Raw genomic sequence first — 16,055 nt, 5'->3', positions numbered from 1 at the left:
GATGTAACTGCTCTATCTCAACAATAAAGACTCCTAAAAGCAGTAAATGAGGTTAGATTCCAAAGTGAGGAAAATTCGACTATTTACCAACTTAGTTTTTGGACGGAACCAATGAAAAAAGAAATTGAGAGATTGATTGATGAAAATTAACCGCTTCAAGGTATTTCTATACCTTGGTTTATTCTTGGCTCCATTTCTATCAATATTTGGTTACTTTTCATTGCAAGTAATCAATACCTTAACTGCTTACGAAAGCATCGTTACAATTTATAGTGCCCTCAACAACGCTTCATTATTCGCATTATTTAGCATCACTTTGATAGTAACAACATTCACGATCGTAGTTCTTCTCACTGGTAAGTCTCTAAGATGGATGCCTAAGATCATTCTGTTCATCTTATCTGGAATGGTTTTGATTAGCTTTATAGCAGGATGGACAATGACAACAATCACAAAGAAAGAACTTGATGAAAAAGGCTACATCGAATGTACATCTGAACGAGAGTTTGCATTGAAATACTCAAGCAAAACGTACGTTCTTCCCCCAGAAACGTGTGATTAACGCTATCTTGAGGATAATCATGGTCTTCTTAACCACAGATCAACAATTGGATTAGGTTTATTTGCTTATTCAGCATTTAAGATCGGGGGCTATATATCTGACTTGGATAATCAGCACCAATTCACCAAACCTATGAAAGAAACAGTAGAGTCTTTAATTGATTAGCATGATAGATTTATTAAAAAAGCTTACATTTTTAATATTTTTTATAGGGTTTTCGGCATGGTGTGGGTTGGGAATTTATGATTTGATTCATAGCGTGAAAGGTGTAGGAATTGAACCCGTAATAAAGGTGTCGGGATACCTTAACAATACATCGTCATTTGTATTATTTAGTTTTTTCCTTCCTTCTATCCCAATGGCATTACTCAATATTGTTACAGGTATTCAACTCCCTAGATTAACTCTAAGGTTAATGCTATTTGGTGCATTAATTGGTGCTCTGATAGGACATTATGTAGATACCTCGTTAAGGGATAAAGTAAAAATATCAAACTACATAGAATGCACATCTGAGAGAGAGCTCACACTTAAATACTCAAGCAGAACGTACGTTCTTCCACCGGAAACATGTGATTAATGCTATTTCGAGGATAATCATAGTCTTCTTAACCACAGAGCAATAGCCGTTGGCTCAAATAGTTAATGATGATGGTGTTATTGAAGTTGGCAAAGATCATGAAAATATCAGAGCGGAAATTTCGGCGGTTTCGGTGTAGAACTCCAAGATGTTGCAACAAAAAAAGCCCGGCGATTAAGCCGGGCAAGTGTTCTTCACCTATAGGGTAGGATGGGTCATGAGAGCATTACAATTGCAAAAACTCTTTGACTTGTTGAAGAACACATTCCGCTGTCTGTTTATCTTCCATTTCGGCAAAAATGCGCAGTAGTGGTTCAGTTCCAGAGAAACGTGCAATCACCCAACCACCGTTTTTAAAGTAAACTTTTGCCCCATCCTCGTAGCTCACTTTATCAATCTCGAACTCAAATTGAGGCAGTTGTTTTTCTACGTAGATTTTGTCGTACAGAGCTTGTTTTTGCGCTGGCTTGAATGTGCAATCGCCTTCCGCCGTGTAGGCATAGCCGTACTTACCATAAATTTCGTTAAGCAGCTCAGAAAGCTTTTTGCCTGTAACGGAGATCATTTCGACCAGTAAGCTTGAAGCAAAAACGCCATCCTTGCCCTTGATGTGACCACGAATCGTTAAACCACCTGAGCTTTCGCCACCGATAAGAGAGTCATCGGCTTCCATCTGTGAGCTAATGTGTTTGAAACCAACGGGTACCTCAAAGCTCTTCTCACCATGATCAGCCGCGATCTTATCGAGCAGATGAGTGGTCGCAATATTACGCACGACAGAGCCTTTCCAGCCTTTGTATTCGAGCAAGTAGTAGTAGAGCAGCATCAGAACTTCATTTGGATGAATAAAGTTCCCTTTCTCATCGATAATGCCTAAACGGTCTGCGTCACCATCGGTACCAATGCCGATATCGTATCCTTCAGCTGCGACCAGGTGTTTTAGACGGTACAAGGTTGCGGCACTTGGAGACGGCATTAATCCACCAAAGTCTGGGTTTTTACCGTCGTTGATCACATCAACATCACATCGACCGTTGATCAGCACGGTTTGTAGCGCATTCTTAGCCACGCCAAACATGGGATCGATCAACACTCTTAGATTGGCTTTTTTGATTGCCTCGATGTCGATAAAGTCGATGATCGAGTCAACGAATTCGTTCATCGGATTGATAATTTCGATCAACTTGTCTTCGACGGCTTGCTCAAAGTCGACGGACTGAACTTGTTGTTGAGTCAAGGTGGCGACTTGAGACTCGATCTTTTCAGTAATGATCTCATCCGCATCACGTCCGCCTTCAATAAACACTTTGATGCCGTTGTAATCGGCTGGGTTATGAGATGCGGTAATACATGCAGAGTACGCACAGCCCATCTCTTTAGCTTTGAACATGACGATTGGCGTCGGAACGAACTTGTCGATAAAGCTAACCTTGATGCGGTTAGCCGCGAGAACTTCCGCGAACCAGCGTCCTGCTTTGTCGGACAGGAAACGTCGATCGTAACCGATCACAAAGCCACGTTGGGCAACGTTCTCGTGGTTAATAATATTGGCAACCGCTTGTGCCACTAAACGGACATTATCTTTGGTGAACTCTTCGCCTATGAATGCACGCCAGCCACCAGTACCAAATTTGATCATATGAATAATCCTTTATTGAAAGTAATGAGCCTCTCGAAAGAGGCTCATTGCTGGTGATTAACCAAGCACAACCACCACGTCGTTTACACTGCCTTCAGGCTGAACCGGTACAGATGTTCCTTCCACGGCCTGACCGTTCACTGTGATTGACTTGATGCCTTTGCTTACAGAGCTCGGGTTTTCAACCTTGATGTTGTAGGTTGCGCCAAGCCACTGACGAGTTACTTCGAAGCCTGGCCAGCTAGTTGGAATACAAGGGTCAATCGTTAGACCATCGAAGCCAGTACGCACACCCAGAATAAAGTTGGTCACTGCAAAGTAAGCCCAACCAGAAGTCCCTGTTAACCAAGGGTGGTTAGCACGACCATGATCTTGGTGGTCTCGACCCATGATGAATTGAACGTACGAGTATGGTTCAGCGATACGTTTTTCGATAATGTCATTCTGGTTATATGGGTTCAGTGCGTCGTAGAACTTCATTGCACGGTCACCGCGACCTAGCTTAGCTTCAGCAACCCATGCCCAAGGGTTTGGATGCGAGAAGATCGCACCATTTTCCTTCACGCCTTGGTAAACGCGAGTAACAAAACCAATATCGTCGTTTGGCGTTGCAAATGATGGTGAGTTTAGGTGTAGACCGTATTCAGAGAACAGGTTCTCATCTACGGCGTCCATTGCTTTTTCACCACGTTCTTGCGATACCGCGCCAGATAGAACCGCGAGTGTGTTTGATTCTAGGTGAACACGGCCTTCTTTCTGTTGTGCCGTACCAATCTTGTCGCCGTTCTTAGTTAGGCCACGGATGTACCAACCACCTTCGTCATCCCACAAGTGAGTTTCACACGCTTCACGTACGTTAGCTGCCATTTCGGTGTACTTAGCAACATCAGCGTCTTTGCCAAGGTATTTAGCAAGGTCGATAAACTCTTGCAGTGCCCAGAAGTGGAGGAAAGAAACCATTGAAGATTCACCGCCACCTAGGTTTAGACAGTCGTTCCAGTCTGCTCGCAGACCTTTACAGATGCCAGTTTGACCTACGTACTCAGCAGAGAAATCTAAAGCGGCTTTCATATGGTCGTAAACACTTGCTTCACCGCCATCTGCGTATGGGATGACTTGATCAAAGAAGCTGTGTTCACCTGTTTCCATTACGTATTTACAGATGGTAGGAACGAGCCATAGATGATCGTCAGAACAAGTATCTTCGATGCCATGGATCTTATCTTCATCTGATGGTGTCGGTACGACTGTTGGTGATTTTGAAGGCTTAACGTCAGCTTTTTCAGGATCAAACCAGTCTGGATCGAATAGGTGCAGACCGTATCCCGCTTTTACCTGACCACGAAGAAGATCAACAATGCGCTTGCGTGTCATCGCAGGGTTGGCATGTGGGACTGAAATTGCATCCTGAGCGGTATCACGATAGCCAAGACCAGTACGACCACCTACTTCGATGAAGGAAGCAAAACGAGACCAGACAACACATGTTTCAGCTTGGTAAAGAGTCCAAGCATTGATCATGGTATCGAGGCCTTCGTTTGGTGACTTGACTTGGAACTTAGAACAACGTTCGTCCCAGTGAGCTTTGATACCAGCAAATGCTGCGTCAACGTTTGCTAGATCCTGATACTTAGCACGTAAGCGCTCGCCGTTGCCTTTACCGATACCCAGAATGTAAGCAAAACGGACTTCTTCACCCGGTTGAATCGTGAATTGTTTATGCAGTGAACCACAGTGGTTGTAACAGGTTTGAGCGCTGTTCGAACATTTACCTGTCTCTACAGCAATCGGGTTTGCTTCGTCGCGGTATAAACCTAGGAAGCTGTCACGCTGACCATCGTAAGAGTCTGGTTCAAATGTAGAAGCTAGGTAGTAGAATCCTTCAAAATCGTTGGTGTTGTAATACAAGTCGTATTCAATCACACCATCTTTGTATGCCGTACCTGCCGAGTATAGAGACATCTGGTGGTTCTGATTGTCCGACTGAATGTGGCTAAATGAGAATTCAACAAACGAGAAGGCGCTGATAGTGCGAGGCTTGTCTGAAGTGTTCTTAATCACAACATCCCAAATTTCTGCATCTTCACCTTTAGGAACAAATAGTGTCTTGGTTGCAGTGATGTCGTTGTACTCACACTTGAACTTCGAGTATGAAAGACCATGGCGAACTTCATAGTTCGCCTCGTCTAGGCTTTTCGCTACTGGTTGCCATGAGATTGACCAGTAATCACCAGTTTCGTCATCACGCAGGTACACATAGTGCCCTGGGCGATCAAATGTCGCGTTCGGGCGGAATTTAGTAACACGGTTATATTCAGGCGAGTTGTAGAAAGAGTATCCCCCCGCGTTATGCGAGATAACCGTACAGAATTTCTCTGTGCCTAAATAGTTCGTCCATGGTGCAGGGACGTCAGGTCGAGTAATGACGTATTCACGATTGTCGTTATCGAAATAGCCGTATTTCATGTTAATTTCCTTTTTACCAAGCTACCACTTTGGTAGCCAAAACTTTAATGCTAGAGAAAACTGCAAATGCCATGCATTTGCACCTTTGTTAATTCCACGGTTGGCGATATTCGATTTGCTGTTTGTCGAGCAAAGGTAAATGGCCTTTCAACCGTGATAGATAGTCGAGCCAATCTCGACCTGCTCTGTCAGTCCAGCAGGCTTCAGCCAGCGCAGTGAGTCTTGGGAATATCATGTAATCCAATCGTGACTGGTGAGTGACAATTTCACTCCACAGTGCACACTGAATTCCTAGAATACGTTTGCGAATCGGATCGCTATCTGGCACTTGCGCCAATGGCTCATAGCGGTAGGCGTTCTCCAGTGGGATCACTGCCGCCCAATCAACGCCAGGCTCTTCTGGACGATAATCTTGAGTCATGTCGAGATAAGTGGATTGACCCGGTTGGAGAATGACGTCAAAACCTTGCTTAGCGCAGTTAAGAGCCGCTTCTTCACTCAGCCAAGAGTAGATAACCGTGTCTTTGCTGACTTTATTACCGTGTTGAGCCTCTTCCCATCCGACCATACGTTTACCCAGTGAACGCAGTTTCTGTTCTGCGTAACGGAGTAGGTGTCCTTGTAGCTCTTTAGCGTTTTGGTAGCCCTCTTGAGCCATCAACGCCTGACAGGCAGGGCTTTCTAGCCAGACACCAGCAGGGACTTCATCAGCACCAATGTGTACCCAAGGAGAAGGGAAGAGTTCAGAAACTTCTTCTAGTACCTTGTCTAAAAACTGATAAGTGCCAGGCAAAGCTGGTGATAGGACGTTATCGTCATAATGTTGAATACTGTGATATTGGGATTGATCAGCAGGATCGCACAACAACTCTGGTAGTGATTTGATTGCCGCACGGCAGTGGCCAGGGATATCAATCTCCGGAATGACGTTGATGCCTCGTTCTTGCGCGTAAGTGATGACGTCCTTAATCTGCTCTTGGCTGTAGTAACCGCCGTAACGTTGATTTAAGTGACTGTATTGTGGTTCCAGCACGGTACCTGGACCGCGGTAGGCTCCCAACTCGGTTAGTTGAGGAAATGCCTTTATTTCAATTCGCCAGCCCTCATCATCAGTGAGATGCCAATGGAAGGTATTAAACTTGTAGTGTGCCAATTGGTTAATCAGCCGTTTGACCATATCCACCGAGTGAAAGTGACGTGCACAGTCAAGCATCATGCCACGGTATTTAAAGCGTGGTTCATCATGAATTTTTACATAAGGTACCGATAACTCTTTATTTTGCTCACTGAATTGAATGAGTTGAAGCAAGCTGGCACTGGCATGAACAAAACCTGCATGTGACCCTGATTCTAGTCTGATCCCCGTTCCACTGACGGTAAGATGGTATTCACCTTCGTCAAGGGTTGGATTGTTGCGAAACACGATATCGCTTTGCCCGATGGTCTGTACTGTAAACTCAAACAATCGCTCAAGTTCAACTTGCAGCCACGTCGCGGCTTTTTCAGCCAGCGAAGTTTGCAATGTTATTTGGCTGGAACGAGTCAGTCGAAAACTTCCGTCCAGTTGCTCAATTTTGTGAGGTCTAGGAATCAATGCAATTGACCTACTCTCGACCTCTGGCAATTGGGTGCGCTCTCTATAGGGAGAGGCAAGCGCTATCGGCGTTAAGGTTACTGGGTACTGCGTTGCACCGTCGTTGGCAATGATCAGGGCATCTTTGAACCCATCAGTGTAAAAACGCAAGGGCGCCGTGTTGATGCTGAACTCGCAGTAGTAGTGTTGATTAGCCGTCAGAATGTCACATTCAGGCACTACGGTGCAGAAACTACCGATCTGCTTGATCGTCCCGTTAGTGAAACTGTCTGGCAGAATATAGCGATCAGTAATGAATTGGAGCTGCCACTGAGCAAGATCCTGATCAGAAAGGTTATGGACAGTTAAGCCAAAGCGACAAAACTGTTTTTGTTCAGCTAGAACGGCGAGTTCGACACGAAAGCTCATGACAGATCCTTAATACAAGTTATGTTCGGGTTTAGCCGCGAACATAAGGGCACCTTCAATGGCATCAAACTGAGCGTCAACCACCCAAGCTTGTACCGGAGGTGATAGCCAAGCCTTGATTCGCTCAGCAATGCTACCCATCAAGCAGATACGAGTGGCTCCTTTTTGGTGTAGAGCGACTAGGAACATCTCAATGTCAGCAGCCGTCTGCTTAAGCATTGAGATAGCAAGGCTGTCGCCTAGGGTTGCATAGTGGAAAATCGCAGGGGAAAACTGACCATAGTCGCGTGGTAACGCGCTTTTAGACCATGTGACGATTTGGTCGATATCATGGTTGAAGTGGCCAAGAACATGCTCGGCAAGTGGCGTTTTCTCGACGATACCATCGTCAGCCAGCAATACTTGTTGAATTAGGCGTAGACCCATAACTGCGCCACCACCTTGGTCAGATATCGGAAACTCACGACCACCAACCACATGCTGCTGATTACCGCTAAGATAGATACCGCACGAACCCGTACCTGCAATCATAATGGCGCCTTCGTCACCGTTATGGGCACCGATACAAGCACCGTATGCATCGGTATTGAGTACGACGGAAGCAAAAGGATGAGGTTGTGCCATAAAATCTTGCCATGCAGACTTTTGCTCAGCCCCTGCTAAAGCTAAACCCACATGCATCTTGCTGAAATCGGCTTCTGTCAGGCCACCAAGCGTGGCTGCCTGAGCAATCGCATCGATAATCGACTCCATGGCGACGTTGACACCCAGTAAGATATTGGCACTGCTGCTTTTGGCTTCACCGACCAACTGACCTGCCGCATCGCGAATGCGTGCTCGACATGAAGTACCGCCACCGTCTATCCCGACATAGTAAAGCGTCATGTTACTGCTCCTCTTGCTGAGAAAAGTGGCTAAATTGAGTAATTACAGCCAATAGGTACCAAGCACCATGTGGGATCCATTGCTCCCCCCAACGCCAGTTCTGCAACATGTCGTCTTTTTGTCCCGGCGGATTAAAAGCGATATCTTGTGCATCTTCAAAGCCAGCGGTGATACCGTTACAGACACCACCTTTTGCGTTAAAAAATCCATACTGAGGAAGGTAGTCAGGATTGTTGTGTCCGTGTCCATCAAGCATGCACATGTGGTATGGGTTGAGACCAAGGATCCAGTTCAAAGCGTTTTGAGAAAAACGCAGCAGTTGCTGTTTGGTTTCTTGGTTTTGGATATGCGGTAGTGCGAAAAATGCCATTGCACATAAGGAACCTAAACGGGCGTTTTCACCTTGCCACCAGTAACCTGTTTCGTTGTTCTGGGCGACAAAGAAAGCATCGCGTTTTTGTTCTCCCACACCTTTTACATATTGGCGTGGGTAACCAAATGGGTTGGCTGTCGCTTGAGTAATCGCCAGTTCAAACTCAACACTTCGCTGTACAACAGATTGGCTGATAGCCGTCTGTTGTGGGTCGTTTTCAATCGATAAATAGTGGCATAGAGCAAGGGTGGGTAAACCTGCTTCTGCGGCATGGTAATAAGGGCGAGAGCCGTCTTGGTTTGCTGACCAGAAATGTTCAAAGCGGTCATCGCTACACTGCCTGTTGTGAAGCTTTGCAGCCCATTGACGACTTTCACTTAAGTACTCTGATTTCTGTGTCGATTTGTACAACTCGACGGCGGCAAGTAGGGCGCAATATTCATCAATGATGTTCTCTTGCTGATCATTGAGATATTGCGTGTTGCATTCGCGTAAATGCCAGTAGCCTTTTTCTGCGGCTTCAAGGTAATCATTCGATGAGTATTCACCGCTTTCATCAAGGCGTGACGCAGCGGCTAAAGCGGCAATTGAAACGCCGCCACCTTGTCTGAAGCCGGCTTGGAAATCGTCTGATTTATGCCCTTGCTGTGTTTCGTATGCACAGATTTCGCGTTGCTTGGTGTCTTTTGACCACTTGTCAAAAATGGTCATATAGAAAAAGCCTTGTTCATTTTGCATTCGAACTAAGAAGTCTGCGCCAAACAGCGCTTCTTCTGTCATGCGTACTTTAGTAAATGCAGCGACTTGCTCATTCTCTTCGAGTTGTTCTAACCCTTGAAGTAGATTCCAGACCACCATAGGGGTCTGCTGAGGGTTGAGATAGTTGGCATAAGAGAGATGACTAAGGTATTTGCTCACATCTCCGGATGCATCATACCAGCCACCGTGTACGTCAACGCGAGTCTCTGAGCCAAGCAGAGGGATCGAATGATCTTGCTTGTCAAAGTGTCCGCCGCAGCGCTGAGACTTAAAGTAGTGCAGGACATCTGAAAGCGTGGTGTTCAACAGTAATCCCTGTGCAATGCTAAAAACTTCAGAGCGTAGGTTATCGACACGCAGGTAGTAACGACCTGAGCGTTCGAATGATGAGAACTCGATGCGGAAAAAATTCCCTTGGTGCCAATTGGCCACTTTTGTGCCTTTTTCGACAGCAAAAGTTGCGACAGTTTGGTGACTATCAGCACAGACTAACAGCGCAGTGGTAGATGAAAGACGTGCTTTACGTGTCATCAAAACAGCCTGCTTTGGCCCAAGGGCTTCATAACCAATATGGTTAGTAAGTAGCAGCATCAAAATCTCCGAAAATAGGGGGTGATTGAGTTGTTGAGCCAAGAGCTTGCGCTCCTGGCTCTTATGGCATTATTTTTCGTATAGGTAACAACGCACAAAGTGGTTGTCAGACAATTGAGTGACTTCTGGTAATTTCTCACTGCACTTATCAGTAGCGTGTTGGCAGCGTCCGGCAAATGGACAGCCCACTGAGGCTGGTGTCCACAACGGAATCTCGCCTTTGTTACCTTTGAGTTTTTCGTGAATCGACTTACTTGGATCTGGTACTGCTGAGACCAAGAGTTGCGTGTATGGGTGTTGAGGATCGTGGATGATCTCGTCAGTATCTCCCCATTCAACCATGTGTCCCACGTACATAACTGCCAGATCTTCCGCAATGTAACGAGCGGTTGCGATATCGTGAGTGATGTAAAGCAGAGACATCTGCTTTTCGAATTTCATCTCTTCCATCAGGTTTAGGACACCTGCACGAATCGATACGTCCAGCATTGATGTTGGTTCGTCGGCGAGCACAACTTCTGCACCTACCGCGATGTTACGTGCAAGGTTGACACGTTGACGCTGACCGCCTGATAACTGGTGCGGGAATTTTTGTGATGTCTCTTTTGGCGGGATCAGACCAACTTGTTCAAGCAGGTCATAAACGCGCTCTTCCAGTTCCTTCTTATTGCCAGGTGACACCTTCTTGTGGATAAGCAGTGGTCGTGCAATATGGTGAAAGATATTATGAGTAGGGTTTAGAGAGCCAAATGGGTCTTGCCAAACCATCTGCACGCCTTCACGGTATGCCATCAGATCCGAACGAGAATCGATGGTTTGAATATCACGGCCTTTGTACTCAATCACACCTGATGTTGGTGCGTACATTTTTGCGATCATCTTCGCTGTAGTGGATTTACCCGAACCGGATTCACCCACCACGGATAGGCCGCGGCTTTTGTACATTTTGAACGATACGTCGTTGATAGCACGCATCATAGGTTGGTTTAAGGCATTACTGTTGATCGGGAAATCCTTTACAAGGTTTTTTCCCTCAACAAGTAGTTGGCCAAAATCTTTGCTCATATTTGTCTCCAGTAATCTTTTCTTTGTTTCTCAGCGTCTTGCTAGAGTTTTCTCTGTGCAATCGGCTCGCCATAGAGGTGACAGTTAGAGAAACGATTTGGCTCAATTTGTCTTAGTGCGGTTGGGACTTGAGTACATGTTTCATGCACGCGGTCACAACGAGCTTGGAAGCGACAACCTTGTGGTATCTCTAGAAGATTAAGTGGGTTGCCTGGAATACCAGTAAGCTTCGTTTTTGGGCCAGTTAATGGAGGGAAAGAGCTACCCAGACCTTTGGTGTAAGGGTGGTAAGGACTTTCCAGAATCTGCTTTGATGGTGCGACTTCAATCAACTCACCGGAATACATGATGCCGATGCGATCTGAGAACTCGACCATCAAAGAGAGATCGTGAGTAATGAACAGAATAGAGAAACCAAACTCTTCTTTTAACGCGTAGATCTTTTGCAGTATTTCGCGCTGAACCACTACGTCGAGAGCGGTGGTTGGCTCATCCATAATGATCATTTTGGGATTTAGCGCCAGTGCAATCGCGATAACCAGACGTTGACGCATGCCACCAGAGAACTGGTGAGGGTAGTCATTCAAACGGCTAGGGTGAATATCTACGATTTCAAGCAATCCTTCTGCGCGTTTACGAGCCTGTTCACGAGTCATGTTCGTGTGGCGCATGATTACGTCGCAGAACTGATCTTCCATGGTCAATACTGGGTTAAGCGCATTCATCGCACTTTGGAAGACCATGGACATCTCGCTCCAACGGAACGATTGCATGCGTTCATCGCTGTATTTAAGGATGTCCTCACCATTGAAGATAACCTCGCCACCGGTGATAAACGCTGGTGGCTTATGTAGGCGCATCAGAGAGAAAGCAACGGTGGATTTACCACAACCAGACTCGCCTGCTAGGCCGAATACTTCGCCAGGTGCAATATCAAAGCTGACATTGTTACAGGCACGTACGTCACCTGCATCAGTAATGTAGTCAACGCAAAGGTTGCGGATAGAAATGAGTGGTGCTGTCATGATTATTTATCTCCGCTCCATAGTGCATTTTGTGGTGGCAGTTCTGGCTGACGCTCTTTCTTGTCCTGCTCAGCCAGTTTTTTCCAGCGTTTCATACCTTTGTGAGAGCGAAGCTGCGGGTTCGCAATTTCGTCAACTGCAAAGTTCAGTAGAGCAAGACCTGTTACGAGTAGAGTTAAGGCTGCACAAGGTGCAAGAACTTCCCACCAAGCGCCGATTAGCATTGCTGAAGAGGTCTGTACGTTGTAAAGCATGATGCCCCAACTGATGGTGCTAGGGTCGCCTAGACCTAGGAACGAAATAATAGATTCCATGCCGATTGCGTACATAACCGAACCAATGAAGCTCGCGCCTACGATTGGGATAAGGTTTGGTAGGATTTCAACAAAGATGATACGGAACGATGATTCACCGAGAACTTCTGCCGCTTTTACAAACTCTTTTTCACGTAAAGACAGAGTTTGAGAGCGGATTACCCTTGCCCCCCATGCCCAGGATGTACAGCCGATGATGATGGCAATGGTTAACGGGCCTGCTTCACCGATAAAGGCGGCGAGTACGAACAGTAAAGGATACTGAGGAATAACCAACATGATGTTCATTGCTGCGGTCAGGAAATCGTCAACACGGCCACCGAAGTAACCCGCAGAGATACCAATGACCGTCGCTAGGAAACAAACAGTGATACCTGCGCCGAAGCCAACACCTAGAGAGATACGAGCACCGTAAACCAGTTGTGACCAGATGTCGCGACCCATACGGCTAGTACCCAGTACGTGATCTGCTTTTTTCGACAACAGCATAGTACGGCGATCGGTAGCTAGGTTTTGTGCGATCCAGCCATCTGGATTTGCTTTGGCTGACTTAACGACGAAACCTGGGTATTCATGTGGATTGCCCGTGCGCTTATCTGGCGCGTGTTTGGTAATCAAAGGTGCGGCAATCGCCATGAAAATGAACAGTACAACAATGGTTAAGCCCGTACGAGCGTAAGCGTTACCTAGAATCAGTTTAAATAGATCTTTCATAATTATTTCCCTCCCTTACGAAGGCGAGGATCAAGTACTACGTAAAGCATGTCGGCGATAAGGTTAAATGACAGCATAAACATCGTCATGATGATCAATTGACCCTGAAGAACTTGGTAGTCACGAGCGTTGATAGCGTTAAGTAATACAGTACCTAGACCCGGGTAGTTGAAGATGATTTCAACGATTAGCTGACCACCGATGGCCATACCTAGCGACATTGAAAGTGCAGTAACACTAGGAAGTAGAGCGTTACGCGCTGCGTAGTTGAATACCACACGGTTCTCACTCAGACCCTTACCTTTGGCCATCGTGATGTAGTCTTCTGCAAGCAGGTTGATCATGTTGTTACGCATGTTGACTAGGAAGCCACCAATTTGAATGATCGAAGCACAGAATAGAGGTAGCACAGCATGATATGCGGCATCCTTATAGAACGCCCAGCTTGTCCAATCAGGCACGGTGCCTGCGGTATATGCATAGCCAGTTGGGAACCACTTTAGGCCAATCGCAAAGATAAATAGCGCCAACATTGCGATTACAACTTGAGGCACGGCCTGAATAATAAGCATGCCAGGAGTTACGAAGGCGTCATATTTGCTGCCACGTTTCCATGCAGCAAAGATACCTAGTATCGAACCTATTGAGAATGAGAGGATAACGGCGCTACCAGCTAGGAATAGTGACCAACCAAATGCTCCACCCAAAAGTTTGTTAACAGATAGTGGGTAGAACTGGATTGATGTTCCAAGTTCCCAGCTTAGGATGTTTTTCATGTAGGCGATGTATTGAGTAAACAACCCGCCATCAACAAAGCCTAATAGCTCTTTCATTGCAGCGATACGTTCCGGCGTTACTTGGACCGAAGCGTTAGCAAACATCATGGTAACCGGATCACCCGGCATTGCACGAGGAATAATAAAGTTTAATGTCGCAGCAACTAACAATGCGACCAAATAGAACGACAAACGTCTTAAAAAATAACCCATAACTCACCTTACTTACCCAGATTTTCCCTGTTTCTGGTTTCAGGTCGCTCCTAGCGAAAACAAAATTTAGAGCGAACAATCCCCTGACGACTGGCGCCATATAAAGAACACATCAAAACGTTGGGGGATTTTGCGGCATACAGAGCGTATGCCGCATCGTTAGAACAACTACTTATTTAACTGGTTTTAGGTCCAGTACGTGTAGTAGACGCTCTGGGATACCAGCCCAAATGTTTGGACGGCCTTTTGGATTTTCTTCGTTCCACCAACCAGTGAATCGAGTTGTATTGTATTGGTACATGTAAGCACCAGACATTACAGGAATCGTAACTTGGTCAGAAGCGATGATTTGCTGGATGCCGTGAGCGATTTCTAGCTGCTCGTTCTTATCAGCTGTTTTGTAGAAGCTGTTTAGTAGGCCATCTAGCTTGTCATTTTTGTAGAAGTGCATCGCGAAGCGAGGCATACCTTCACCAGATTGAAGTGCTGAGTTGTAAGCACTGTTCCAGTAAGTGTATGGGTCTGCACCGTGGAAGTAGTTTGTGTAAGCTACGTCGTACGTACCTTCAAGCATTGCTTGGTTGTAAACAGAGAAATCTGGAGTACGTGCTTTCGCTTTAATGCCTACGTCAGCAAGTTGCTCAACTGCAAGTTGAACGGTGTTGTTGAAGTCAGTCCAACCGTTTGGAGATTGGATTAGTAGCTCGAAAGACTTACCAGATGGAGTGTCAACGAAACCATCTTTGTTTACATCTTTAAAGCCCGCTTTCTTCAGTAACTCTTTAGCACCTTCAACGTTGTATGTGTTGTAGCCTTTGTACTTGCTGTGAGTCTTTTCGTCAGACCAAGCTTCGAATGCATAGCCAAGGCCAGATGCGAAGTCGTTCACTGTACCGCCACCGTAGAACGCGATGTCGATAATAGTTTGACGGTCTAGAGCCATAGAGAATGCACGACGGAAGTCTACGTTAGTAAGTGCTTCGTTCTTCGCTGCATCAGGGTTTTTGAAGTTAACAACGAATGCCTGAGTACCTGCTGGCGGGTACCAGTACTGGTGATTAGGGCTTGCCGCAGCGTAAGTACGGTCGATGTCAGGAATGAATGAAGACGTCCAGTCCATTTCACTGTTAACAACTTTACCTAGGAACTGGTCGTTGTTTGCAATTTGAGGAACACGTAGACAGTCAACATCTAGGTTGTCTGCATCCCAGTAATTCGGGTTAGCACACTGGATGTATAGCTGAGCAGTGAACGTATCGATTTCTGTAAATGGACCAGAGCCTACAGGGTTCTCGTTAGTGAAGGTTGAAGGATCTTTCACGTCTTTCCAAATGTGCTCAGGTACAACTGGTACTTTAGCAATTTCGTAAGGAACGTTTGAGTTCGCTTCTGTTAGGTTAAATTTAACTTGGTAGTCATTTAGTTTCTCAACAGAAGATACCCAAGAGTTGATACCGCTTTGGTCTAGCTCTGACTTCTCTTTAACTAGGTTGAAAGAGAACACGACATCGTTAGCATCAAATGTTTCGCCGTCAGACCATTTCACGCCTTTACGAATATCGAAAGTTACGCTCTTTAGGTCGTCAGCCATTTTAAAGTTTTCTGCTAAACGGAATACTGGTGTGTTACCGTGCATTTCGTTGAACACAACTAGAGGCTCGTAGATGAAGTCCCAAGTAGTGTGCAAGTGAGTTGCACCTAAGTATGGGTTAAAGTTACGAACAAAAGTTGTGAACTCTTTAGGGTGGATAGTTAGTTCACTACGTTCAGCGGCTGTTGCTACCGATGCGAATCCGGTAGTTGCTGTAGCAATAATTGCTGTTGCTAGTGCTGTTTTTTTTATGTTGGCAAGCATAGCTGTTCCTTACTATTTGCTTTCATTTCACTTATGGAATGGAATGTCATCAATTGATAAACACTCACTAAGGCCCACCTCTTGTTAATGATTTTCAATCGGAGGTGATATGAAAATCCAGAGTGGCCTGTAGGCCTTAGGCACACTAAGAAAACACCTTAACGTCAATTTTCGCAATTGCTATTCCCGTTAAAAACGTCAAAACCATCACCATCTCCGTTAATACTGTTAAAAAA

General features: G+C 45.7%; 12 protein-coding genes. 2 read left to right on the top strand and 10 right to left on the bottom strand.

Annotated elements, in window-relative coordinates:
* Nucleotides 1-439: 439 nt before the first annotated feature.
* Nucleotides 440-562, top strand: a complete 123-nt coding sequence (locus QTN94_RS09835) for a hypothetical protein (RefSeq protein WP_267967714.1) — start codon at nt 440-442, stop codon at nt 560-562.
* A gap of 166 nt (nt 563-728) precedes the next feature.
* Nucleotides 729-1,142, top strand: a complete 414-nt coding sequence (locus QTN94_RS09830) for a hypothetical protein (protein WP_331427543.1) — start codon at nt 729-731, stop codon at nt 1,140-1,142.
* Nucleotides 1,143-1,368: 226 nt separating this feature from the next.
* Here QTN94_RS09830 and QTN94_RS09825 read toward each other — a convergent pair whose 3' ends face one another.
* The 10 genes from QTN94_RS09825 to QTN94_RS09780 form a co-directional block, all read right to left on the bottom strand.
* Nucleotides 1,369-2,781 carry a phosphoglucomutase/phosphomannomutase family protein gene (locus QTN94_RS09825; protein WP_138972159.1) on the bottom strand — a complete coding sequence of 471 codons (1,413 nt, stop codon included), beginning with the start codon at nt 2,779-2,781 and terminating at the stop codon, nt 1,369-1,371.
* 57 nt (nt 2,782-2,838) lie between these two features.
* Nucleotides 2,839-5,247 carry a GH36-type glycosyl hydrolase domain-containing protein gene (locus QTN94_RS09820; RefSeq protein WP_331427542.1) on the bottom strand — a complete coding sequence of 803 codons (2,409 nt, stop codon included), beginning with the start codon at nt 5,245-5,247 and terminating at the stop codon, nt 2,839-2,841.
* Nucleotides 5,248-5,335: 88 nt separating this feature from the next.
* Nucleotides 5,336-7,249: a beta-N-acetylhexosaminidase gene (locus QTN94_RS09815; protein WP_331427541.1), complete on the bottom strand. Its 1,914-nt coding sequence runs from the start codon at nt 7,247-7,249 to the stop codon at nt 5,336-5,338.
* A gap of 9 nt (nt 7,250-7,258) precedes the next feature.
* Nucleotides 7,259-8,134 carry an N-acetylglucosamine kinase gene (locus tag QTN94_RS09810; protein ID WP_331427540.1) on the bottom strand — a complete coding sequence of 292 codons (876 nt, stop codon included), beginning with the start codon at nt 8,132-8,134 and terminating at the stop codon, nt 7,259-7,261.
* Between the two features lies 1 nt (nt 8,135).
* The gene (locus QTN94_RS09805) at nt 8,136-9,857 is read right to left on the bottom strand and encodes a glycoside hydrolase family 9 protein (RefSeq protein WP_331427539.1); all 1,722 of its coding nucleotides are present in this window, start codon (nt 9,855-9,857) and stop codon (nt 8,136-8,138) included.
* 69 nt (nt 9,858-9,926) lie between these two features.
* Entirely contained in the window at nt 9,927-10,922 is a 996-nt protein-coding gene (locus tag QTN94_RS09800; RefSeq protein WP_331416883.1) for an ABC transporter ATP-binding protein, read from the bottom strand.
* 41 nt (nt 10,923-10,963) lie between these two features.
* A complete protein-coding gene (locus tag QTN94_RS09795) occupies nt 10,964-11,947 on the bottom strand; it encodes an ABC transporter ATP-binding protein (protein WP_138972153.1) in 984 nt (327 codons plus the stop codon).
* A gap of 2 nt (nt 11,948-11,949) precedes the next feature.
* Nucleotides 11,950-12,975 (bottom strand): ABC transporter permease, encoded by a 1,026-nt coding sequence (locus QTN94_RS09790; RefSeq protein ID WP_331416882.1) that lies wholly within the window; start codon nt 12,973-12,975, stop codon nt 11,950-11,952.
* A 2-nt stretch (nt 12,976-12,977) separates the two neighbouring features.
* Nucleotides 12,978-13,964: an ABC transporter permease gene (locus tag QTN94_RS09785; protein ID WP_331416881.1), complete on the bottom strand. Its 987-nt coding sequence runs from the start codon at nt 13,962-13,964 to the stop codon at nt 12,978-12,980.
* Between the two features lie 172 nt (nt 13,965-14,136).
* The gene (locus QTN94_RS09780; RefSeq protein ID WP_331416880.1) at nt 14,137-15,819 is read right to left on the bottom strand and encodes an ABC transporter substrate-binding protein; all 1,683 of its coding nucleotides are present in this window, start codon (nt 15,817-15,819) and stop codon (nt 14,137-14,139) included.
* Nucleotides 15,820-16,055: the final 236 nt, after the last annotated feature.

The organism is Vibrio sp. M250220 (assembly GCF_036533795.1).
GTDB lineage: Bacteria > Pseudomonadota > Gammaproteobacteria > Enterobacterales > Vibrionaceae > Vibrio.
This window is presented reverse-complemented; position numbering and strand designations above follow the sequence as displayed.